The following is a 22,997-nucleotide window of genomic DNA, read 5'->3' on the forward strand; positions in this document are numbered from 1 at the left end:
CTCCTTCGCTCATTGGGCGGGGGAGCGTTTCTCTATGGTGGGACCATGTTGCGAGAAACCCTTGGTAACGTATTGGGTATACATTGCCTGTTTGGTTGCCACGCCTTAGCGCGGCCAGCATCGTCGATTAGGGGTTGCCCATGTCTCCGGAAGCAAAGAGGCTCAAGGTATCTGGCATTGTTGCTCTCATCGCGGGGTGCGCCTGCGTGGCCGCGGGAATAGTGCTAGCGGTTCTCGGCATTGACATCACCGACCTCTTTGTAGTTGCTGCCTCCGTGGTTGCACTCCTCGCAGGCGCGAGAGGTGCAAGGGTTGCCAACGTGCCATCCAACGCGCCAAAGCTCATGGGGCCCTCTACCGGAGCCACGGTTGCCACCGGTGCTCTCTGCGCAGGCGACATTGCGCTTGGCAACGGTCAGGTGGCTCCCGTCGTGGTTGGTGCCGTTGCGTTTGTCCTGGCGCTTTTGGTCACCGTTGCTACGGCCGCTGTGAAGAAGAGCGTCGAGACTGTCTAGCGCACTCCAGAGCGTGCGCTGAGGTACCGTTGGCATGAGGCGCTCCACCTTAAAAGTGCCCAAGTCAATATCGCGCTTTGCCATAGAATGTTGCCATTGGTTTTTCCTTAATGGCGGCACACGTGTGGGAGTAGGCAGGCGTGGAGAGAGTGGCTACAGGCAGGCGCAGCAGGTCGATTGACCCTGCAACCGTTAGGGACTCGCGTCCAACTGCGCCTCAAGCTGCCTCACGGCGCGTTGCCGGCCTTGATGGCTTGCGTGTGATTGCCATTCTTGGCATCGTGCTCTATCACGCAAATCCCACTTGGATTCCGGGTGGCTTCTTTGGCGTCACGGTCTTCTTTGTGATCACGGGCTACCTCTTCACGCTCTCCGTGCAGCGCGAAATCGCTCGTTCGGGCTCCATCGAGTACGGAAGGCTCATCGTCAAGCGCGCGGTGCGGCTGTGGCCCACGATGCTTGCCGTAGTCGGCGTGACCGTGATCCTCTCTGCAATCCGAGCGCCCTACCTTCTTCCCAAGATCCAGGCCGATGCCTTGCCGGCCCTTCTCTTCTTCGAGAACATCTTCTACATCGTGCGCAATGTTTCGTACTTTGCTGCGGCGGGTGCGCCATCCCCACTGACGCACTTCTGGTACCTCGGCGTCGTGATGCAGTTTTACATCGTGTGGCCGCTTGTCGTGCTGCTGTTCTCGCGCGTTTTGCCTAGCCGCCGCAACGCATGCATTGCCGTTTGCATCTTGATTCTTGCCTCCTCGATTGCCATGTGGCTGCGCTTTGACCCCACGGCGGATACCGCGCGCATCTACTACGGGCCAGACACCCGTGCGGCCGAGCTTCTAGCGGGTGCGCTGCTCGCAATAGCTACGGGCGGAAGGGGCCTTCGTCTTGAGCGTCTTGTACCCGCCCTGCGCGAGCGCGGCGTTTCCGCTGTAACCTACGACCTCATTGCGTTTGTCTCTCTGCTTGTGATCGTAGTCATGATGTTCGTCTTCAACGGGTACAGCCACTTTGTGTATCGGGGCGGGATCCTTATTGCGGCCATTCTCGCGGCGCTTCTTGTGGGGTGCGTCTCGCGACCTAACCACACAATTGTGGGACGCGTCCTTGGCGTACCCCTCTTGGCCGAGGCGGGCAAGCGCGGCTACGCGCTTTACCTTTGGCACTACCCGCTGTTCATCATCCTGAACCCTGCAAGCGACACCACGCCTCTGCCCTGGTGGGGATGGGTTCTTGAGTTTGCCCTCATAGGCGTGCTCTCTGAGCTCTCCTATCAGTTCCTCGAGAAGGCGCCCGCACGCCCGCTCTCGCCCATTCCCACGTTTGTTGGCCCCCGCGACGCACGCTCCCAGCGTGGCGTCTCTCACTCGAGGCTTACCCCTGGGCTTCTCGCGCAGCCGCTCCCTCGGCTTGTGATGGAGGGGGTTGGCGTTGTGGCGGTCATCGTGCTCATGTTTGTACCGCTCAATGCCGAAACGGCAAACACCCCACAGGCAGTGGCTGTCGGCCAGGAGTCCGCACTCACGTCGCAGGCCAAGAGCCTCGAGAGCTACGATGACTCTGGGACATATTTTGCCGGGACCGCCTTTGACGGCGCCTTCTCATCCATCAACAACGTGAGCTACGACGTTGACGCCGAGACCGGCGCAACGGACGCCAAGGTCATTCTCGTTGGCGATTCCGTGCCGGCCGGTGCGGTCAACCAGTTCAACACGATTTTCCCCAACGGCTATATCGACGCCGTGGTTGGGCGGCAGATCTACGACGGTCCGGACGTCTATGCCCAGGACGTGGCTGCAGGGCATGATGGCGATGTTGTGGTGTGGTCATTGGGCGACAACGGCGTGGCCACCGAGGACCAGGTCAGGGCCCTCATCGAGGCTGTCGACCCTGGCAAGCGCGTCTACCTTGTGACGGCACGAGTGCCGCTTGCCCTCCAGGACATCAACAACTCCCTGTTCAAGCAGGTGGCAGCCGAGTACGACAACTGCGAGGTCATCGACTGGTACGAGACGAGTGCCGGGCACGACGAGTACTTCTGGGATGACGGCACCCACCTTCGCCCCGAGGGTGCTGACGCCTACGTCCTGATGCTTCGAGCGGCAATTACGGGAAGGTAGGAATTCTCGGTTGCCAAACCGGATTGTTTTGGTAATATAACAAACCGCACGGGCGATTGGCTCAGGGGTAGAGCACATCCTTCACACGGATGGGGTCGCTGGTTCGAATCCAGCATCGCCCACCATAGAATCTGAGCGACGGCATCCTGTTGGGTGCCGTTTTTATTTCCGCCTATTTTCCTCTGCTAGGTGTTGATGTGCTGCAGCATGTCCCTGTTCGCGTGACGCCTATAATGTCCAATATACTTGAGGCACATGGCGCTCAGCAAGAAGCGGTATGCGGCATTACTCACACGCAAAGGGAGGGCTGTTCTATGAAGACTGAGGAAGACCCCAAGAAGGCGCTTGGCCTGCGGCTTGCGCACGTGGGCATCAACGGCGGCACGCCAGAGAACGCCGAGAAGATCACCAGGCAGCTTGCGACCCTTCTGGGCCTTGGCACCACGGAGCTTGCGCCTTCCTACTTTGTTGACACCTACATCGAGATCATGAAGGGTGCCGGTCGCGGCGAGAAGGGCCACATCGGCTTCCACGTTGATGACATCGACGCCGCGCAGAAGTGGTTCGAGGACCGCGGCTTCGAGTTCAACGAGGAATCCCGCGCCAAGTTCCCCGACGGCTCCACGCACCTCATCTACTTCAAGGACGAGATTGCGGGCTTCTCCATACACATCACGGTAGACGACTAGTGCGGAATTGATCTACCTGGTAATGGGATTCCATTACCAGGTAGTGGGATTCCGTTGCCCGGCAAACGAATCCCGCAGGCACACCTCTTCTGCACGAGCGTACCGTATACTCACCCCTTGGCAAATTTGGCATCCCGAGGGGTTCACGTGATAGCACTCGCAGACAAGATTACCAAGTCGTTTGGCGGAAGGGTCCTCTACACGCAGGCCACGCTGCAGCTCAACGCCGGTGAGCGCTGGGCGCTCGTCGGCCCCAACGGGGCCGGCAAGACAACGCTCCTGAAGATCATCATGGGGCAGGAGGCGCCCGACGAGGGAACCGTCTCCTTTGCCAAGGAGACCACCGTCGGCTACCTCGAGCAGGAGACCAAGATCGATGGCGAGAAGACCGCCCTTCAGGAGGTCGTCGACTCCGCGCACGAGGTCAAGGGCTGGGAGCGCCGCGTTGCCGAGCTCGAGGCGAAGATCTCGACCACCAAGCCCGGTCCAGAGCTTGACCGTCTGCTCGAGGATTACGGACACGCGCAGGACCGCTTCGAGCGCCTGGGCGGCTACGAGCTCGACGCCCGTGCGCGCCAGATCCTGGGTGGCCTTGGCTTTCCTATCGAGGACTTCGACAAGCCCGCGGTTGATTTTTCCGGTGGCTGGCAGATGCGCATCGCGCTCTCGAAGCTGCTTCTCCGCCATCCCGACCTGCTCCTTCTCGACGAGCCCACCAACCACCTCGACCTCGAGAGTGTCCAGTGGCTCGAGCACTTCCTTGCCGCCTACGATGGTGCCGTGCTTCTCGTGAGTCACGACCGCTCGTTCATGGACGCCTGCGTCTCCCACGTGGCGGCCGTCGAGAACCGCCGCCTCACCACCTACACGGGCAACTACTCAGACTACCTGCGTCAGCGCGAGGACAACCTCGAGCAGATGCGCGCCAAGCGTGCCGCCCAGGAGCGAGAGATCGCCCACATGCAGGTCTTTGTCGACAAGTTCCGCTACAAGCCAACGAAGGCCGCGCAGGCGCAGGAGCGCATGCGCCGCATCGAGCAGATCAAGAGCGAGCTGGTCATTCTCCCCGAGGGCTCCAAGAAGGTGCACTTCTCGTTTCCCGATCCGCCTCGCACTGGCGACACCGTGGTAAAGGTGGAGGACGCTGCAAAGTCCTTTGGTGAGAACCACGTATACGACCACGTCGACCTCACGCTCTATCGCGGCGACCATGTGGCCCTCGTTGGCCCCAACGGCGCCGGCAAGTCGACGCTCATGAAGCTCATCAACGGGCGCCTCACGCCAGATGCCGGCTCGGTCGAGCTTGGCCAGAACGTGACCTGTGCCTACTACGCGCAGCACCAGCTCGAGCAGCTTGACCCCGCAAACACCGTGCTCCAGGAGATGGACGCCGTGGCCCCAGGCTGGACCACCTCCGAGGAGCGCCGGCTCCTGGGTGCCTTCCTCTTCCACGGCGACGACGTGGACAAGCGCGTCTCGGTGCTCTCTGGTGGCGAGAAGGCACGTCTCGCCCTTGCAAAGATGCTCGTGGCGCCCGACCCCCTGCTCTGCCTGGACGAGCCCACCAACCACCTGGACATCGACTCCGTCGACGTGCTTGAGCACGCCCTCGTTCACTTCCCGGGAACGATTGTGCTCATCAGCCACGACGAGCACCTGGTTCGTGCCGTTGCTAACAAGGTGGTCGACGTCCGCGACCACAAGGTCACGCTCTACGACGGTGACTACGAGTACTACCAGTTCAAGCGCGCAGAGCTCGAGGCGGCTGCGGCGGCGGACGCTACGCCTGCAACTCAGCCCGCGCAACAAAAGGCGGCTCCCATTGCGCATGCGGCACCCGAGCAGGCGGCGACTGGCCGCAACGTCAAGACCAAGGAGCAGCGTCGTGCCGAGGCCGAGGAGCGCAACCGCAGAAGCAAGGCACTGCGCAAGACCAAGAAGCGCTTGCAGGAGGTGGAGTCTGCGCTGGGCCCAGCACACGACCGCTACAACGAGCTCGTGACCCTCATGGCAGACGAGGACCTCTACAACGACACCGAGCGCTTCAACGCCTGCATGAGCGAGTACAACGCCCTCTCCAAGAAGATTCCCGCTCTCGAGCAGGAATGGCTCGAGCTCTCCGAGGCCATGGAGGCGGGCGAGAAGGATGCATAGCATCTCGCGCACGGGGGTGCGTGCCGTCCTCAATGCCGTTGCGCTTGTCGCCCGTGTGCTTGCCGTGGCGCTCTGCGTACTTGTGCTTGTCGACTCGCTTGACGTGGGCCCGCTTCACACGGCGCTTCTCGGCGTGAACGGTCTTGCGACTGGTGCGATACCACCGGCCCTTCAGGGGATTCTTGTCTTCCGCACGCCCATGGGCGGCGCCTTTAGGGGAGACTTCGCACTTGTCGCCACTGCGCTCTTTGTCATAGACTGGCTGCTCACAAGAGCTGCCTACCGGATCTAGGCCAGAAAGGGGCGTGACGTGTTCTCGACCTCGCGTATCATCACGATCCTCATCTCGGTTGGGCTTGTCATGCTCTCCGCCATTCCGCACGAGGTGGCCCACGGCTGGATGGCCAGCAGGCTGGGCGATCCCACCGCCAAGCGTGCCGGGCGCCTCACGCTTAACCCCGCCGCGCACATCGATCCCTTTGGCTCCATCATCCTGCCGCTTATCATGGGGGCATTTGGTGGGCCCATCTTTGCGTACGCAAAGCCCGTGCCCTACAACCCCATGAACTTCGATCCCAAGACAAGAAACCGCGACGAGGCTCTGGTTGCGCTTGCGGGGCCTGTCTGCAACTTCCTCCAGGCGCTTGCGGGCGCCGCCGTGTGGCGGCTTGCGTACTGGGGCTTCAACTCGGGGCTCACCTCTGGTGCCCTAGCGGTCGACCCCTGGTACAACGTGGCGTATTGGGTCCTCACGATTCTCTCCACCTACGTGTACGTGAACCTCATGCTCATGTGCTTCAACCTCATCCCGCTGCCCCCGCTTGATGGCTCCAAGGTAATCTCGCCCCTCTTTAGGAGCGAGCGGTCTCGCCGTGCCTACTACCAGGTGCAGCAGTACGCCATGCCCATCCTCATCGTGGCGCTCTACCTCATTCCGTATGCCCTTGGCGTGGACCCTCTGGGGTGGATCCTCGACTCCACGGCGGGCTCGCTCTTCGACCTTCTCATGGGGGCATAGCGGCATATGTCATGGCGCGTTAAGACAGATGCGTACACGGGTCCCTTCGACCTCCTGCTACAGCTTGTGAGCAGGCAAAAGGTTGCCATTGGCTCCATCTCGGTGGCAGAGGTCGCGGACCAGTACCTGGCCGAGGTCGAGCGCATGAGAGACCTCGACCTGGACGTGGCTAGCGACTTTGTGCTCGTTGCCTCGACGCTTCTGGACATGAAGGCAGCCGCGCTTGTCCCCGAGGGTGGCGTCACGCGCTCCCCTCATGACGCACAGGACGAGCTAGACGAGGAGGACGACCTCGCTGGCCTCTCGCCTGACGAGGCGCGTGAGGTTCTTATTGCTCGCCTCATTACGTACAAGCAGTTCAGAAACGCCGGTTCCGCGCTTGGCAGCCGCATGGAGGCGGAGTCCCGCATGGTGCCGCGCACTGTGGGACCGGACCCGGAGTTTCTGGGCCTCATGCCCGACTACCTCGAGGGCATCACGCTTCGGAGCCTTGCCGTCATCTGCGCCGACATCGACGCGCACCGCGAGACGTTCCTGCTCGAGTCGGAGCACATCGCGCCCAAGCGCCTGCCCATCGCGCTTACGGTTGCATCCGTCGACCGTCTGGCGCGTTCGCGTGGGCACCTCACGTTCTCTGAGCTTCTCGACGGCTCGAGCGAGCCCGAGGTCGTTGTGGCAAACTTCCTCGCCGTACTTGACCTCTACCATAGGGACAAGCTGCGTATGCACCAGGAGAGGAACTTTGGCGAGATCGAGCTTGACCACGTGGAGGGGGCAACGCCGTACGAGATGGATGAGTCGGTCCTCTGCGAGCTTGACGAGCAGGGCGTTGACGAGCAGGACCTGGAACAACTTGGCTTTGGCGACATCGTGGGCACCGATGAGGGCGAACAGGAAGACAAAACGGGGGAGGACGCGTGATGGCAGGTCTCGAGAGGCTTGATGACGGCTCGCTCAAGGGGCTCCTGGAGGCCCTGCTCCTCGTGTCCGATGACTCCGTCTCGGCAACAGACCTGGCAAAGGCCACGGGCGCCGCGCCGGGTGACGTTGCCTCGGCGCTTGCGGAACTCTCGGCCGAGTACGCCGACGCAAACCGTGGCTTCCAGCTCCGCGAGGTCGCAGGTGGCTGGAGGCTCTTCACGCACCCTGCCTTCCACGACCAGGTCGCCGACTACGTGCTCTCGTGGGATCAGCGGCGCCTCTCGCAGGCGGCGCTGGAGACGCTTGCCGTCATTGCGTACCACCAGCCGGTCTCGCGCGAGGGTGTGCGCGCCATCCGTGGCGTGAACTCGGACGGCGTCATTGCCTCCCTGCGCGAGAAGGGCCTGGTGCGTGAGGTGGGACATGACGCCGAGCACGGGCAGGCTGTGCTCTTTGGAACCACGCGTGCCTTTCTCGAGCGCTTTGGCCTGAGGAGCATCCGCGACCTGCCCCCGCTCGAGGACTTCGCACCCGACGAGCAGTCCAAGCAGTTCATTCGCGAGCGCCTCTCTGGCCGCTCGCTTCAGTCGACGCTCGAGGAGGCCTCGGACGACATCGACGACGAGCGCGACCTGCTGGGCGATGGTGACGATGACGAGGATGGAGAAGCCCTCGCCGAGGCAGCGACTCCCTCCGACTCGGCGGGTGGTGATACGGACGATGAGTGACCCCGTACGCGAGGACGGGCTCTATCCCATGCGCCTCCAACGATTTCTCGCCCGCGCTGGCGTTGCAAGCAGGCGCGGCGCCGAGCGCCTCATGACTGCTGGTCGCGTGCGCGTGAACGGCGAGGTCGTGACCGAGCTTGGCAGCAAGGTCGATCCCGCTAGTGACGTGGTGAGCGTGGACGGCATCGAGTGCCACATCCTCGAGCGGCCCTGCTACCTCATGCTCTACAAGCCAGCTGGCTATGTCACCACGATGAGCGACCCCCAGGGCAGGCACACCGTGGCAGAGCTTGTTCCCACCGACCGCTTCCCCGGCCTCTTCCCGGTGGGTCGCCTCGATATGGACACCACCGGCCTTCTCCTCTTCACCACCAACGGGAACGTGGGGCAGGAGCTGCTCCATCCCTCGCGCCATGTCGAGAAGCACTACGTGGCTCTGGTCTCGGGCACCCCCTCGGCACATGACCTTGAGCGCCTGAGGCGCGGCGTTATGCTCGAGGACGGCCCGGCGTCTCCTGCCGGGGCAACGCTCCTTGCGAAGGACGACCCCCTCTACTCGGTTGTTGCCCCGCACGGAGCCGGACGCACGGGTGGGGGAGAGCCCAACGCGGTTGTGGGCCTTACCATCCACGAGGGCAGGAAGCACCAGGTCAAGAAGATGATGCAGGCGGTGGGGCACAAGGTCTTGCGCCTCCATCGCGATGCGTTTGGGCCGCTTTCGCTCACGGGAGTTGACGAGGGTTCGTGGCGCGAGCTCACACCCCAGGAGGTTGCGGCCATCGAGAAGATTTGTGCCGGGCATGCCGGCGACCAGGGGGAGGACGACTAGCGTGGACTTTGGCATGAGGCAGCGGATCCTTGTCATGAGGCATCCGGAGACGCCCGCGAACACCGAGCACTTCTTCTCGGGAAGGAGAGACGTCCCTCTCACCCCGCGTGGCGAGAGGCAGCGCGAGCGTGGGGCGGACGCCCTCGTGGCTTTTGCCCCCGAGCGCATTTGGTGCTCGCCCCTGTCGCGCTGTCGCAACCTTGCCGAGGAGGCAGGGGAGCGCCTGGGCATTCCCGTTCGCGTTGACGATGACCTTGTTGAGCTTGACTTTGGCGAGCTGGAGGGCACGCGCTTCGAGGCGAGCAATTCTGGCCCCACTCAGTTCCCCTGGCCGCTTGACGAGCACGGGCACTCGCTTCCTGCGCCCGGTGCGGAGTCCTTCGAGCACGCGACCGCCCGCGCCAATCATCTTATGGACGAGCTGAGGCCGCTTGCCGGCAGAACCGCCCTTGTCACCCACGGGGGCTTCTCTCGCATTCTCATCGCCGCCATGTACGATGTACCGTATGACCGCTTCTGGAATGTGCATCTGGCAAACGTGTGCTCGGCGTACTACACCTGTAACGGGAAGAGCTTCTACCTTGGCGGGTTCAACCTCACCCCCGATGAGGTCATAGAGCGCTCGACCAAGCCAAACCCATACGACCTCAGGGACATCTGGGGCGTCGCAGAAAGGAAGGACGCATGATCGTCGCCATCGACGGGCCCGCAGGGTCCGGTAAGTCTACCGTTGCCCATGCAATTGCCGAGAGGTGCCACCTCACCTACCTCGACACGGGCGCCATGTATCGCTCCGTCACCGCCGAGTGCCTGCGCCAGGGCATCGATCCTGCAGACGCGGCGACCGTGACGCAGGTTGCCCGCACGATCACCATCACCTTTGGCACCTCGCCTGCCGGCCAGACCGTCACCGCCAACGGTCGTGACGTCACCTCCGAGATTCGCACGCCAGAGGTTGACCGCAACGTCTCCGCAGTCTCTGCCATCCCCGAGGTGCGCACCGCCATGGTTGAGCTTCAGCGTGCCTACGGCGAGACGGGCGATGTGGTTGCCGAGGGCAGAGACATTGGCACCGTGGTCTTCCCCAAGGCAGACGTGAAGGTCTTCCTCACGGCAGACCCCTCTGCGCGAGCCCTGCGCCGCGCCGTGCAGCGGGAGGGCGGAGACGCCGCCAAGGACGCCAGCGCAACGGCCGACCCCGCCGAGGTCGAGCGCATCCTCGCTGACCTCAACCGCCGTGACCAGCTAGACTCGACGAGAAAGACCGCACCCCTCAAGCCTGCGCCGGACGCGCACCACATCGACTCGTCCTCGATGAGCGTCGACGAAGTCGTGGCCGCAATCTGCGCGCTTGACCCCAGGCTCCAGGCAGCGCTCTTGGGAGACCGTTCGTGAGCGCCCAGAAGAAGGCGCCCGAGAAGCGCCTGCGCGCCTTCCACGGCAACAGCTTTGACGACTACTTCGACACGGGTATGCGCAACTTCCCGCTGCCGGCGCGTGTGTTTCTCGGCATCGCCGTCTACGCGTGCATGGCATGGACGCAGTTCCGTTGGCGCTGGAGCGTTGAGGACAAGGAGAAGCTCGTCGACGACAAGACCCCGCGCGTCATTGTCATGAACCACGGCTCTATGCTCGACCCCGTGATCATCATCGTCCAGCTCTGGCTGCATGGCATACGCGTGCGCACCATCTACAAGAGCGAGTTCGACAAGTCGCCCGTGGTCACATGGTTCTTCACCCGCGTGGGCGCCATTCCGGTACAGCGCGGCACCGCAGACATGAAGTCCGTCCGTCGCGCGAAGGCAGCGCTTGACCGTGGCGAGTGCGTCCTCATCTTCCCCGAGGGCACCCGCATCAAGAGCGACGACGAGCCCGTGACCATCCACGAGGGCTACTCGCTCATGGCGCAGCTTGGCCACGCTCCGGTCCAGCCGGTGGCCATCGTGGGCGCGCGCGACATCACGAAGCGTGGCAGTCACCTGCACCGCTTCGCTCGTGTGTGGCTCAAGGCGGGAGACCCCATAACCTGGGACTCCCTGGACGCTAAGGGCAGGAAGGCTCAACTCGCCGCCATGTCGAAGGCCGGCATGGATGCCGTGTACGCCCTCCGAGACGAGCTTCGCGAAGAGCACCCGGGAAGGATGTAGCCATGGCAACGGTTGAGGTTGCCCGCGAGGCCGGAGCCTGCTATGGCGTCGAGCGCGCGCTCGAGATGACCGAGGACGCCCTTAAGGACGGGGCGTCTCGCGTCCGCACGCTGGGGCCGCTCATCCATAATCCGCGGGTTGTCGCAAGCTTGGCCGAGCGTGGTGCCGCCGTTGTCGAGGATCCGCGCGACGCTGCAGGCTGCACGCTTGTCCTCCGCACGCACGGGGTGACTCCTGCCGAGGAGGCCGAGGCACGGGAACTCTGCTCTTCTGTGGTCGATGCAACCTGTCCCTTTGTTAAGAAGGTGCACCGTGCAGCCGAGCAGCTCTCTGCGGAGGGCTATCGCGTGGTCATCGTGGGCGAAGCGGGACATCCCGAGGTCACGGCCACCCTTGCCCATGCGCCGGGGGCCGTAGTTGTGGGAACGGCCGAGGAGGCGCTTGCACTCCCGCATGCGCGCAAGACCGGCGTTGTGGTGCAGACCACGCAGTCTGCGGCACGCTTAGCCGAGGTTGTCTCGGCACTGCTCTCGCGCACAGAGGAGCTTCGCGTAGTCAACACCATCTGCGAGGCAACCTCGGGACATCAGGGCGCCTGCGCCGAGCTTGCGGCCCGCGCGGACGTAATGGTGGTCATCGGCGGCCGAAACTCTGCCAACACTACGCGCCTGGCCGAGATTGCCGCCGCTGCCTGCCCCCGCACGCATCATATCGAGGGTGCCGATGAGCTTGACTCTTCCTGGTTTGCAGGGGCGGGCCTGGTGGGCGTCACGGCTGGCGCCTCGACCCCTGCCTCGCAGATCCGCGCCGTTGTGGCCGCAATTAAGTCGATGATGGGGGAGTAGGGGTGTCACGAGACAGGGCAGACTACGCATCCACGCGCGAACGCTCCCTTGGCGCCTGGGTGCAGTCGGTAGAGGAGGAGAGCCCCGCCTGGGAGGCTGGCATTGAGCCCGGCATGCGCATAGAGAGCGTGAACGGTCACAAGCTGCGCGACCTCATCGATTGGCGCTGGGAGGCCGATGGCGCCTCGTGCGAGCTTGAGGTCTTCGATCCCAGGGACGGTGGAACCTATGGCTGCGAGCTTTGGCGCGAGCCCGGCGAGGACTGGGGCATCGACTTCACCGATGTCCTCTTCGACGGCATTCGTACCTGCGTGAACGCCTGCCAGTTCTGCTTCATGAGCATGCTCCCGGAGGACGCAAGGCCGTCCCTCTCGCTGCGTGATGACGACTATCGCCTGTCATTTCTCCAGGGGAACTTCGTCACCCTTACCAATGTGACCGACGAAGACGTCGAGCGCATCATCACGTGTCGGCTCGAGCCCATGAACGTCTCGATCCATGCCATATCGCCCGAGGTCAGGCGCACGCTCATTGGCCCGCACGCGCAGCGCGGCATCGACGTCCTGGAGCGCCTGCTCGAGGCCGGCATCGAGGTGCATGCCCAGATCGTGCTCTGCCCTGGCGTGAACGACGGGGAGGAGCTCGCCCGCACGCTCGACTGGATCGAGGAGCGCCCCAGCATCACCTCGCTTGCGGTTGTGCCGCTTGGCTACACGCGCTTCTCGCGTCGGTTCTCGAAGTCCTTCTCGGATGACCCGGCATCCGCCAAGGCCGTGGTCGAGCTCATGGAGCCCTACCAGAAGCGTGCCAGGCACGAGCTAGGGACCACGCGCTTTCAGCTTTCCGACGAGTTTTACGTTGCCGCCGGCGTGAAGGTGCCGCCAGCGGAGGCTTACGACGGATATCCGCAGTACTACGATGGCATTGGCATGCTGCGGAGCTTCCTCGACGACTCGGCGGTGTTCGCACGCGACCACGCCGCCGAGCTTGCTGCGAGCGAAGCGGAGCTCTCTCGCCGTGAAACCTCGGCCTTTATCGTCTGCGGAGAGGCGCCGCAGGCAGCAATCTCGTTCTTCTGCGAGCTTTGGTCTCCCTCTGGGTGCGTGCGGACGTATCCCATTCATAACGACTACTTTGGTGGAGATGTCAACGTCACGGGCCTCATCGTCTCTCAGGACCTTCTCGCGCAGCTGCCAGAGGACCTTGAGAACCACGTGGTCGTGCTTCCCGAAGTCATGTTCAACTTTGATCACGTGACTCTCGATGGCGACACGCAGGGCCACGTCATCAGGGAAATCGAGCGCCGTGGCGGCAAGGCGATCATTGCACATGGAGACCCCACGAGCATCCTCTCTGCAGTAACGCAGAGTTTGGGGTGAGGCTCACCGGCTGCAAGGCGCTCACGAGGTCGTGATATGCTCGAGTGTGCTAAATACGCTAAGAGAAAGTGAGTACCTCATGTCATTGCCTGTCGTCGCCGTGGTCGGTCGACCCAACGTCGGCAAGTCCACCCTTGTAAACCGCATTGTTCAGAGTCGTGACGCCATCGTGCACGAGAGCCGTGGCGTCACGCGCGACCGTTCCTACCACAAGGCAGACTGGAACGGCCGCGACTTTGTGATTATCGACACCGGTGGCATCGAGTCCGTCAAGTCGAAGGACACCTTTGCGCCGCGAATCCGCGAGCAGGCCGTTATGGCAGCGGAAGAGGCGGATGCCATCATCTTTGTGGTGGACGGCTCAACCGGCATCACCGACGAGGACGAGGAAGTGGCGAAGATCCTGCGCAAGCAGGACAAGCCCGTGTTCCTCGTCGTCAACAAGAAGGACAACCCCGCCACCGAGAATGACAACCTCTGGGACTTCTACTCACTTGGCGTGGGCGAGCCCATGCCGCTCTCTGCCACGCACGGCTATGGCACGGGTGACCTTCTCGACGAGGTCGTGGCAGTCCTCCCCTCAGAGGACGAGCTTGAGGATGACGAGGACGTGCTCTCGCTTGCCATCGTGGGCCGGCCAAACGTTGGCAAGTCCTCTCTTGCCAACCGCCTTGCCGGAAAGAAGCGCTCCATCGTCTCCGATGTTGCAGGAACCACCCGTGACGCCATCGACACCATGATCGAGTGGCAGGGCCAGCGGATTCGACTGGTGGACACGGCCGGCATGCGCAAGAAGAACCTGGTACACGAGGACGTCGAGTACTACAGCATGGTGCGCGGCCTCATGGCCATGGAGCGCGCCGACGTGTGCCTCTTGGTGGTGGACGCGACCGACGGCGTCACCGAGCAGGACCAGAAGGTGGCCAACATGGCCATCGACCGCGGCTGCGCCCTGGTGCTCTGCCTCAACAAGTGGGACCTCATCGAGACCGAGGCCCAGCGCGACCGTGTGGTCGCCTCCATCGACAAGCGCATGCAGTTTGCGTCGTGGGTGCCCTACGTGAACATCTCCGCCCTCACGGGCCGCGCCACCGACAAGGTCCTACAGTTTGCGGTCTCTGCCGCCCAGGCACGCGCGGCCCACCTGAGGACCTCGGAGCTCAACAACCTCCTCGAGGAGATTCGCCAGGGGGGCCACACCGTCTCTGACAAGGGCCGTCGCCTCAAGATGCAGTACGCCACCCAGACTGGTTCCAAGCCTCCGGTCATCACCGTGTGGTGCAACGCGCCAGACCTTGTAGACGACAACTACAAGCGCTTTGTCGAGAATCGCCTTCGTGAGAGGTTCGATCTCGTGGGCACGCCCATACGTCTGCGCTTCCGCAAGAAGTCCGAGGGGGACAAGTGAGACTCGTAATTCCTACGCTAATCGCATGCGCCATTGCCTACTTTGTCTGCGGCATCCCGTTTGGCATGCTCATCGCGCGCTCCCGAGGCGTCGATGTGCGGCATACGGGGTCGGGTAACATTGGCGCCACTAACGTGGGTCGCTCTGTGGGCGCTTGGGCGGCAGGTCTCACCCTGCTGCTTGACGCCGGCAAGGGCTGGCTCTGCACGGGCCTTGCCACATGGGCGTTCTCCAGCTTTTTTGCCGAGGCGAAGGCATTCGCTCCCGGGCAGCCATTTGACTGGGCCCTCACCTGCGTCTACGCGGCATGCGTGCTTGGTCACGTCTTCTCGCCCTACCTTGGGTTTCATGGCGGCAAGGGCATCTCGGTTGGCTTTGGTGCGGCACTGGGTCTTGACCCGCGCATCGCCTTTGGGCTTCTCGCGGTCTTCCTTGTCCTTGCCCTTCCCACGCGCTTTGTCTCGCTGGGCAGCTCGTGTGCGGCAGTCTCGCTTCCCATCTGGACGGCCGTCCTGGGGTACAGCCCGGTTGCTGTGCTGCCCATGGTCATCGTAGCCGCCTGCGTCGTGTGGGCGCACCGCGAGAACATCCGAAAGCTCGCGCACCACGAGGAGAAGCGCTTCTCGTTCCACCACGAGGAGGGAACGTCAAAGTGAGCCGCGTTGCCGTCATAGGCGCAGGCTCCTGGGGCACGGCGATGACGGGCCTCGTTGCGCCTGCCGTTAACGAGGTCGTGCTGTGGGCGCGTACCCCTGAGGCCGTGGCTGCCCTGAACCGCGACCACAGGAACCCCAACCACCTCCCGGACTACACGCTGGCGGCCAACGTGAGTGCCACGAGCGACCTTTCTCTGGCAGTATGCGACGCGGATGCCGCTATCCTTGCCACGCCATCTGCCTACCTGCGCGAGACCTGCCGCAGCCTTGCGCCACACCTCGCCGAGGACGCGCGTGTGCTCGTGCTCTCCAAGGGCATGGAGCGGGGCAGCCACCTCCTCATGCACGAAGTGGCAGCGCAGGAGCTTGGCAATCCCACCCGCGTTGCCGCGCTCTCGGGACCAAACCACGCCGAGGAGATCTGCCGGGGCATGGTCTCGGCGGCGGTCGTGGCCTCGGAGAATGCCGAGACTGCTGCCTTCTTCCAGGGCATTCTCGCCGGCCCCACCTTTAGGGCCTACGTGAGCGACGATGTCCGTGGCGTCGAGTGCTGCGGTGCCGTGAAGAACGTGATTGCCATCGCGTGCGGCATCGCAAGCGGTATGGGCATGGGGGACAACACGCTTGCCGTCCTCATGACCCGCGGTATCGCAGAGATCGGGCGTGTCGTGGCCGCTCTGGGCGGCGATCCCATGACGTGCATGGGCCTTGCCGGCATGGGCGACCTCGTCGTCACATGCACCTCCGAGCACTCGCGCAACAGGAGCTTTGGCCGCGCCCTTGTGGCGGGGGAGACACTTGAGTCCTATCAGGCCCGCACGCACATGGTGGTCGAGGGTGTTCCCGCATCTGCATCGGTCCTCGAGCTTGCCCAGGAGCGCGGCATCGAGGTGCCCATCACGGCCGGCGTGCACGCCGTGCTCTTTGAGGGCAGGCCCATAGGGGATGCGATGGAAGGACTTCTTACCCGTGCGCCACGCACGGAGTTCTATGGTATGGAAGAGCGTGAAATAGCATCAAAGGAGAAGCAATGCTAGAGAATAACGTGCAGGTAGCACCCTCCATTCTTTCGGCTGACCTTGGTCACCTTGCTGATGAGCTCGCCACCATCGAGGGCGCAGGCTACGTGCACTTCGATGCGATGGACGGTCACTTTGTGCCAAACCTGACCTTTGGCCCCGGAGTGCTTGCGGCTGTGAAGGCTGCAACCAAGACGCCAGTCGACGCCCACCTTATGATCTCGAACCCCGACCAGATGGTTCCCGAGTACCTTGCTGCCGGGGCAGACATCGTGACCTTCCACTACGAGGCCACGGCACACGCCAATCGTCTTGCCAACTTGATTCGCGAGAAGGGCGCCAAGGCTGGCATCGCCATCAACCCCGGAACGCCGGTTTGTGCCCTCGATGCCATCATCGAGGATGTTGACCTGGTACTCGTGATGACCGTGAACCCCGGCTTTGGCGGTCAGAAGTTCATTCCCGGATCGATTCGCAAGATTCGCCAGGTCAAGGCTCTGTGCGATGATCGTCACGTGAGCCCCATCATCGAGGTCGACGGCGGCATCTCCCCCGCGAACGCCGCTGACGTCTGCGCTGCTGGTGCCCGCCTGCTCGTTGCCGGCAGCGCCGTCTTTGGCAAGGCCGACCGTGCCGACGCCGTCCGCAAGATTACCGAGGCTGGCGAGGCCGGCCTTACGAGGAGAGCGTGAGTAGCGTGACCGCCCGGACAACCGTATACCTTGACTATGCCGCAAGCGCCCCAGCGCGCGAGGAGTCGTTTGCCGCCGAGCGTGCCTATGAGGATTCGCCCATAGCTGGAGCCAACCCCAACTCGCTGCATTCGCTAGGGCGCGAGGCGGCGCGTGCGCTTGACGAGGCGCGTCGTGACATCGCCCGTTGCGCGGGCGGAGGCTTCAGGCCATCGGACGTGGTCTTCACGTCAGGCGGCACCGAGTCCAACAACCTGGCGCTTCTCGGCCTCTCAAGAGGTGCTCATCAGCGTGACAGAAAGCGCACGCGTGTGATTCTCTCCGCCATCGAGCACGACTCTGAGCTGGACGTTACAGGGGTACTCCGTGACCGTGGCTTCGAGGTGACGCTCGTGAAGCCGGGTCGGGATGGCGTGGTTTCCCGCGCTACGCTGGAGGACGCGCTTGGTCCCGACTGCGCGCTTGTCTCAGTCATGAGCGCCAACAACGAGACGGGCGTGGTCCAGCCCGTGTCAGAGCTTGCCGAAGCGGCCCATGCTGCCGGAGCGCTCTTCCATACCGATGCAGTGCAGGCGTTTGGCCGCATTCCCCTCGACATTTCGCAGGCAGATGCCGTGAGCCTTGCAGCCCACAAGCTCGGTGGCCCCGTGGGCGTGGGCGCGCTTCTCGTTCGCGGACGAGTCCCTCTCGCCCCGCAGTCCTTTGGCGGCGGCCAGGAGTCCGGCAGGCGTGCAGGAACGCAGGATGTGCGCGGCGCGCTTGCCTTTGCGGCGGTCGCACGTGCCTGCTGCGGCTCCATCGCAACCGCTCGCCCGCAGGTGTCCGGCCGCGCCGAGAGGCTCTACCAGCGCATATGTGCCGAAGGCACCGGCATAGTTCCCACGACCACGACTACGGTCGGCGCGGAGCGTCTACCCGGCATGGTGAGCGTCATGGCACCAGGACTCGACTCTCAATCCCTTGTGCTTGGGCTTGACGAGCGCGGTTTCGAGGTCTCGGCTGGGTCCGCATGCTCCTCGGGCTCGCTTGATGCGAGCCATGTGCTCACAGCCATGGGCATAGGCCGTGACCAGGCTCTTGGCTCTCTTCGCATCTCCTTTGACGAGCGTGTAGCCGAGGAGGACCTCGAGGCCTTTGCTTTGGAGCTCGTCTCGCTCGTCAAACGGACAAAGGCACGTCATCAGTAGAACGTACACCCACCAAGGAAGGTGAGGGCCTTATGACAGAAGCACAGGCGCTCCTCAGGCTCCAAGAGATCGACCTCGACATGCTCCGCATGGCGTCCACGCTTGCCGCCATGCCCCAGCAGAAGAAGATGCAGGCAATCGCCCGCGCGCGTCGAAAGGTGCAGAGCGAGCAGACTAAGATCTTTGCCCAGCGCAAGGACCTGGAAACCTTTGCCAGCGAGAACCAGGAGGACCTCGAGCACTACCGTGCGCGCACCGAGGAGGTCAAGGCAGAGGTGGCCTCGGGAAGCCACGGCTACCGTCAGATCCAAGACTACGAGGCGCACCTCACCGGGCTTGCCAAGAAGGTCGAGAAGCTCGAGCACACCCGCGCGCAGCTCGACGATGACCTCGAAAAGGTCAGGCGCGCTGAGAGCAACGCTAAGCTCACGCTTAAGCGCCTCGACGAGGAGGAGGCCGCCCAGAAGAAGTCCTTTGAGACGGACAGCGCCCAGATAAGAGGCAAGATCGTCCAGCTCGACGAGGAGCGCAAGAGCGTGATCTCGCAGATCTCTCCCAAGCACCTAAGCGACTACGAGGCCGCCCGCAAGCGCTTCAAGGGGCTTGCCGTCGAGAAGCTCGTGGGCAACGTCCCCTCGGTGTGCCGCGTGAAGCTCCAACCCGCCTCGTTCCACGACCTCACGCACGGTGACGACGTTGCCGAGTGCCCCTATTGCCACCGCATCCTCATCGTGGACGATCCCTACCTCGAGGGGGAGGGCAAGTGAGCGAGAGCACGCACAGGGATACAGAGCCGGCGGCGCCTCGCGTCGTCCTCGCAGTCACGGGAGGTATTGCAGTCTACAAGGCCGTAGAGGTTATGCGCGGTCTGCAGCACGCGGGCTGCGACGTTCGCGTGACTATGACGGCAGATGCGGAGCGCTTTGTGGGCACCCCCACGTTCGAGGCGCTCTCCGGTCATCCCGTGGCGGACGACCTCTATGCCTACCCGGACTCTCCCATTCCGCACATCTTCCTGGCCGACTGGGCTGACCTTGTTCTGGTTGTTCCCGCAACCGGAAACGTCTTGGCTAAGATGGCCATGGGGATTGCTGACGATTGCCTCTCCACCACGCTGCTTGCCGCCCACTGCCCGGTGCTTGTGGCGGCTGCCATGAACGTCCACATGTGGAGAAACCCAGCCACGCAGGCAAACGTTGCAACGCTTCGCTCGCGCGGCATCCGCTTTGTGATGCCACAGACGGGCCTTCTCGCCTGCGGCGACGTGGGCGAGGGCAAACTTGCCGAAGTCTCGGACATTGTTGGCGCCGCACTCGACCTGCTTGCCCCAGCTAAGCAGGACATGGCCGGTATGATGCTCGTGATCACGGCAGGCCCCACGCACGAGGCCATCGATCCCGTGCGCTACATCGCCAACGCCTCCACGGGCAAGATGGGCTATGCCATCGCCCGCGAGGCCTCGCGCCGAGGAGCCACCGTGACGCTGGTATCTGGGCCGGTTTCTCTCGCGGCGCCGCGGGGGGTCTGCGTGGTGCCGGTTGTCTCGGCCTCGCAGATGCGCGATGCCACGGTTGCTGCCTTCACAAACGCCGATGCCGCCATCTGCGCCGCAGCTGTAGCGGACTACACGCCTGCCGCTCCCGCGGACCACAAGCTCAAGAAGGGCACGGACGACCTCTCCACGCTCCGACTCGTCAAGACCGCAGATATTCTGGCCGAACTCTCGCACGCAAAGGGCGACCGCGTCGTAGTTGGCTTTGCCGCAGAGACAAACGACCTCCTCAAGAACGCGCGCGCGAAGCTCGAGCGCAAGGGCTGCGACCTCATAGTGGCAAACGACGTGTCGCGTGCGGACTCCACGTTTGGCGCCGACACAAGCCGCATTGCCCTTGTTTGGCCAGACCGCACGGAGCAGCTCGACACGCTCCCGCTCGACCAGGTCGCCTCAGCCATCTGCGACCGCGTTGTCGCGGCCGTGTCGGGGGAGGGCGCATGAGCGAGGCGTGCCACGGCGAGATAACCATCGGCTGCCACCTCTCGGTTGCAGGCGGGTTCGCCCAGATGGGCAGGACCGCCCTTGGCATTGGGGCAAACACCTTCGCCTTCTTTACTAGAAATCCGCGTGGCGGCCGTGCAAAGACCCCCGACCCTGACGATGTGGCAGGGCTTCTCGCCATCCTTGCGGAAAACGGCTTTGGGCGCCTTGTCGCGCACGCGCCGTACACCATGAACCTCTGCTCCGCCAAGCCCCAGACGGTGGAGTTTGCGCGCGAGGCAATGGCAGGCGACCTTGGGCTCATGGAGATGCTTCCGGGCAACTACTACAACTTCCACCCGGGAAGCCACGTTGGCCAGGGGGTGGACGAGGGCATCCGCCTTATCTGCGAGGGTCTTGACCAAGTGCTGGTTCGAGGCCAGAAGACAACCGTCCTCCTGGAGACCATGGCGGGAAAGGGGACTGAGGTCGGCTCGCGCTTCGAGGAGCTGGCCCGCATCATCGAGGGGGCCCGCGAGGGCGACCTTCTCGGCGTGTGCCTCGACACCTGCCATGTGGCCGACGCGGGCTACGACATCGTGGACGACCTCGACGGCGTGCTCGACGATTTCGACCGCGTGATTGGTCTGGACCGCCTGAAGGCGCTGCACGTGAACGACTCAAAGAATCCGCTTGGCTCCCACAAGGACCGGCACGAGAAGATCGGCCGGGGTACCCTGGGGCTTGCCACCTTCGAGGCCGTTGTCACTAACCCGCGTTTGTGTGGGCTGCCCATGATTCTCGAGACTCCCAACGAGCTCGAGGGATATGCACAGGAGATTTCGCTCCTTCGGGGACTTGCCCGGGGAGATGGGAAGGACTAATGGGGATTCTCATAGGGTGCGAGCACCTCTCACACGAGTGGCCAGGCAAGCCCGTGCTTGCCGACCAGACCATAGGCATCAACGAGGGCGAGCGCATTGGCGTGGTGGGCAGGAACGGTGACGGCAAGTCGACGCTGCTTGAGCTCATCGCGCATCGCCTGGAGCCCGATGCAGGAAACGTCACCTGGAGAAACGGTATCCATGTGGGGTTCTTGGGCCAGGACGACGAGCTCCACGATGACTGGACCGTGGCCCGTGCCGTTGTGGGAGATGTTCCCGACTACATGTGGGCCTCTGACCCTCGCGTGCGGCAGATCATCTCAGTGCTCTTGGGCGACGTGGACTGGGATGCCACCGTGGGCACGCTTTCCGGTGGCCAGCGGCGCCGCTGCGACCTGGCGCGGCTCCTTGTGGGCACCTGGGACGTTATCCTCATGGACGAGCCAACCAACCACCTGGACATGCATGCCATCCGCTGGCTTGCCGACCACCTCAAGACCCGCTGGCCGGAAGGCACGGGAGCGCTTCTCGTTGTGACGCACGACCGCTGGTTTTTGGACGAGGTCTGCGAGCACATGTGGGAGGTCCACGACCGAGAGATTGAGCCCTTCGACGGTGGCTACTCGGCCTATATCCAGCAGCGCGTCGAACGCGACCGCATGGCCGCGGCCAGCGAGGAGCGCCGTCAGAACACGCTTCGCAAGGAGCTCAACTGGCTGGCACACGGAGCCAAGGCTCGCTCCAGCAAGCCGCGCTTTCGCGTCGAGGCGGCGCGAGCCCTTCTCGCCGACGATCCGCCGCTGAGAAACCCCATCGAGCTCAAGCGCCTTGCCGTGAGCAGGCTGGGCAAGCAGGTCATTGAGATGAAGGATGTCTCGTTTGCTTATCCTGATGGCTCGCGCGTGCTCGATGACATCACCTGGACCATTGGACCCGGCGACCGCTACGGCATCCTTGGCGCCAACGGTGCGGGCAAGTCGACGCTGCTCAAGGTCATGACAGGCAAATTGCAGCCAACTTCCGGAACCGTTCGCATTGGCAAGTCTGTTCGCTTTGGCTGGATGTCGCAGCACCTGGACACCCTTTCTAAGAAGGAGAACTGGCGCGTGCTCGAGGTGCTCTCGCGCTACAAGAGCACCTACTATGTGGACGGTAAGCCCCAGAGCCCCACGCAGCTCCTCGAGCGACTTGGCTTCGAGCGCTCCGAGCTCACTAACTTTGTGCATGACCTCTCTGGCGGACAGCGCAGGCGCCTCGCGCTGCTCACGGTTCTTCTCGACGAGCCCAACGTACTGGTGCTCGACGAGCCCGGCAACGACCTTGATACCGATATGCTCGCCGTGCTCGAGGACCTCCTCGACACCTGGCCCGGCACGCTCCTCATGGTCTCGCACGACCGCTTTCTCATGGAGCGCGTGACCGACGACCAATACGCGCTTCTCGACGGTCACGTGCGCCACTGCCCTGGAGGCGTGGACGAGTTCCTCGACCTTCTAGACGCCAAGGGCGCCTCGTCTTCCGGAGCGGAGTTTCGCGAAGCGCACTCCGCGCAGGAAGACCAGGTGCCCTCCGGGGGGCAAGGAGGCGAACTCACCAACCAGGAACGACGTGAACTCAAGAAGCGGTTCGATGCCGTTACGCGCAAGCTGGAAAAGACCGAGGGGGAGCCGGACCGGCTGCGGGCGGCGCTTGCAGAGGTCGATCCTACGGACTACGAGAAGCTCGTTGCCGCCCAGAAAGCGGTCGATGACGCCGTGGCTGCGTGCGAGGCGCTCGAGGACGAGTGGCTTGAACTCTCGGACAAGCTGGGCATCGAGTAGGACCTCGAGGC

The 22,997-nt window shown here is 63.5% G+C and carries 23 protein-coding genes and 1 tRNA gene; all 24 read left to right on the forward strand.

The genetic code is table 11. The features are described 5' to 3' along the window. Nucleotides 1-140: 140 nt before the first annotated feature. Nucleotides 141-515 (forward strand): hypothetical protein, encoded by a 375-nt coding sequence (locus NVS32_RS08215; RefSeq protein WP_258499376.1) that lies wholly within the window; start codon nt 141-143, stop codon nt 513-515. A gap of 140 nt (nt 516-655) precedes the next feature. Then, complete coding sequence (locus NVS32_RS08220) at nt 656-2,635, forward strand: acyltransferase family protein (RefSeq protein ID WP_258499377.1); 1,980 nt, start codon at nt 656-658, stop codon at nt 2,633-2,635. 50 nt (nt 2,636-2,685) lie between these two features. Continuing rightward, nucleotides 2,686-2,760: transfer RNA gene (locus tag NVS32_RS08225), tRNA-Val, on the forward strand. A gap of 189 nt (nt 2,761-2,949) precedes the next feature. Then, the gene (locus NVS32_RS08230; RefSeq protein WP_258499378.1) at nt 2,950-3,324 is read left to right on the forward strand and encodes a VOC family protein; all 375 of its coding nucleotides are present in this window, start codon (nt 2,950-2,952) and stop codon (nt 3,322-3,324) included. 147 nt (nt 3,325-3,471) lie between these two features. Further along, nucleotides 3,472-5,478, forward strand: a complete 2,007-nt coding sequence (locus NVS32_RS08235) for an ABC-F family ATP-binding cassette domain-containing protein (protein ID WP_258499379.1) — start codon at nt 3,472-3,474, stop codon at nt 5,476-5,478. After that, the gene (locus NVS32_RS08240; RefSeq protein WP_258499380.1) at nt 5,471-5,770 is read left to right on the forward strand and encodes a hypothetical protein; all 300 of its coding nucleotides are present in this window, start codon (nt 5,471-5,473) and stop codon (nt 5,768-5,770) included. The genes NVS32_RS08235 and NVS32_RS08240 overlap by 8 nt, the downstream gene beginning before the upstream one ends. An 18-nt stretch (nt 5,771-5,788) precedes the next feature. Beyond that, entirely contained in the window at nt 5,789-6,496 is a 708-nt protein-coding gene (locus NVS32_RS08245) for a site-2 protease family protein (RefSeq protein WP_258499381.1), read from the forward strand. 6 nt (nt 6,497-6,502) lie between these two features. After that, nucleotides 6,503-7,417 carry a segregation and condensation protein A gene (locus NVS32_RS08250; protein WP_258499382.1) on the forward strand — a complete coding sequence of 305 codons (915 nt, stop codon included), beginning with the start codon at nt 6,503-6,505 and terminating at the stop codon, nt 7,415-7,417. Continuing rightward, nucleotides 7,417-8,145 (forward strand): SMC-Scp complex subunit ScpB, encoded by a 729-nt coding sequence (gene scpB, locus NVS32_RS08255; protein WP_258499383.1) that lies wholly within the window; start codon nt 7,417-7,419, stop codon nt 8,143-8,145. Before NVS32_RS08250 ends, scpB begins: the two co-directional genes overlap by 1 nt. Continuing rightward, nucleotides 8,138-8,974 (forward strand): pseudouridine synthase, encoded by an 837-nt coding sequence (locus NVS32_RS08260; RefSeq protein WP_258499384.1) that lies wholly within the window; start codon nt 8,138-8,140, stop codon nt 8,972-8,974. Before scpB ends, NVS32_RS08260 begins: the two co-directional genes overlap by 8 nt. A gap of 1 nt (nt 8,975) precedes the next feature. Further along, a complete protein-coding gene (locus tag NVS32_RS08265) occupies nt 8,976-9,662 on the forward strand; it encodes a histidine phosphatase family protein (protein WP_258499385.1) in 687 nt (228 codons plus the stop codon). Then, nucleotides 9,659-10,369, forward strand: coding sequence for a (d)CMP kinase (cmk, locus tag NVS32_RS08270; RefSeq protein WP_258499386.1), 711 nt, complete (start codon nt 9,659-9,661; stop codon nt 10,367-10,369). The genes NVS32_RS08265 and cmk overlap by 4 nt, the downstream gene beginning before the upstream one ends. After that, nucleotides 10,366-11,121 (forward strand): lysophospholipid acyltransferase family protein, encoded by a 756-nt coding sequence (locus NVS32_RS08275; protein ID WP_258499387.1) that lies wholly within the window; start codon nt 10,366-10,368, stop codon nt 11,119-11,121. The genes cmk and NVS32_RS08275 overlap by 4 nt, the downstream gene beginning before the upstream one ends. A gap of 2 nt (nt 11,122-11,123) precedes the next feature. Continuing rightward, complete coding sequence (ispH, locus tag NVS32_RS08280) at nt 11,124-11,966, forward strand: 4-hydroxy-3-methylbut-2-enyl diphosphate reductase (protein ID WP_258499388.1); 843 nt, start codon at nt 11,124-11,126, stop codon at nt 11,964-11,966. A gap of 2 nt (nt 11,967-11,968) precedes the next feature. Next, nucleotides 11,969-13,345, forward strand: a complete 1,377-nt coding sequence (locus NVS32_RS08285; protein ID WP_258499389.1) for a DUF512 domain-containing protein — start codon at nt 11,969-11,971, stop codon at nt 13,343-13,345. Between the two features lie 79 nt (nt 13,346-13,424). Further along, nucleotides 13,425-14,753, forward strand: coding sequence for a ribosome biogenesis GTPase Der (gene der / locus NVS32_RS08290; protein WP_258499390.1), 1,329 nt, complete (start codon nt 13,425-13,427; stop codon nt 14,751-14,753). Beyond that, the gene (locus NVS32_RS08295; protein WP_258499391.1) at nt 14,750-15,409 is read left to right on the forward strand and encodes a glycerol-3-phosphate acyltransferase; all 660 of its coding nucleotides are present in this window, start codon (nt 14,750-14,752) and stop codon (nt 15,407-15,409) included. The genes der and NVS32_RS08295 overlap by 4 nt, the downstream gene beginning before the upstream one ends. Beyond that, nucleotides 15,406-16,446 carry an NAD(P)H-dependent glycerol-3-phosphate dehydrogenase gene (locus NVS32_RS08300; protein WP_258499392.1) on the forward strand — a complete coding sequence of 347 codons (1,041 nt, stop codon included), beginning with the start codon at nt 15,406-15,408 and terminating at the stop codon, nt 16,444-16,446. The genes NVS32_RS08295 and NVS32_RS08300 overlap by 4 nt, the downstream gene beginning before the upstream one ends. Continuing rightward, nucleotides 16,440-17,120: a ribulose-phosphate 3-epimerase gene (rpe, locus tag NVS32_RS08305; RefSeq protein WP_258499393.1), complete on the forward strand. Its 681-nt coding sequence runs from the start codon at nt 16,440-16,442 to the stop codon at nt 17,118-17,120. Before NVS32_RS08300 ends, rpe begins: the two co-directional genes overlap by 7 nt. 5 nt (nt 17,121-17,125) lie before the next feature. Next, nucleotides 17,126-18,307, forward strand: coding sequence for a cysteine desulfurase family protein (locus NVS32_RS08310; protein WP_258499488.1), 1,182 nt, complete (start codon nt 17,126-17,128; stop codon nt 18,305-18,307). A gap of 32 nt (nt 18,308-18,339) precedes the next feature. After that, entirely contained in the window at nt 18,340-19,074 is a 735-nt protein-coding gene (locus NVS32_RS08315; protein ID WP_258499394.1) for a zinc ribbon domain-containing protein, read from the forward strand. Continuing rightward, complete coding sequence (coaBC, locus tag NVS32_RS08320; RefSeq protein WP_258499395.1) at nt 19,071-20,303, forward strand: bifunctional phosphopantothenoylcysteine decarboxylase/phosphopantothenate--cysteine ligase CoaBC; 1,233 nt, start codon at nt 19,071-19,073, stop codon at nt 20,301-20,303. The genes NVS32_RS08315 and coaBC overlap by 4 nt, the downstream gene beginning before the upstream one ends. Next, nucleotides 20,300-21,166 carry a deoxyribonuclease IV gene (locus NVS32_RS08325; RefSeq protein WP_258499396.1) on the forward strand — a complete coding sequence of 289 codons (867 nt, stop codon included), beginning with the start codon at nt 20,300-20,302 and terminating at the stop codon, nt 21,164-21,166. Before coaBC ends, NVS32_RS08325 begins: the two co-directional genes overlap by 4 nt. Next, nucleotides 21,166-22,986, forward strand: coding sequence for an ABC-F family ATP-binding cassette domain-containing protein (locus NVS32_RS08330; protein ID WP_258499397.1), 1,821 nt, complete (start codon nt 21,166-21,168; stop codon nt 22,984-22,986). Before NVS32_RS08325 ends, NVS32_RS08330 begins: the two co-directional genes overlap by 1 nt. Nucleotides 22,987-22,997 lie beyond the last annotated feature (11 nt).

The sequence above is a fragment of the Tractidigestivibacter montrealensis genome, from assembly GCF_024741235.1.
Taxonomy (GTDB): domain Bacteria; phylum Actinomycetota; class Coriobacteriia; order Coriobacteriales; family Atopobiaceae; genus Tractidigestivibacter; species Tractidigestivibacter montrealensis.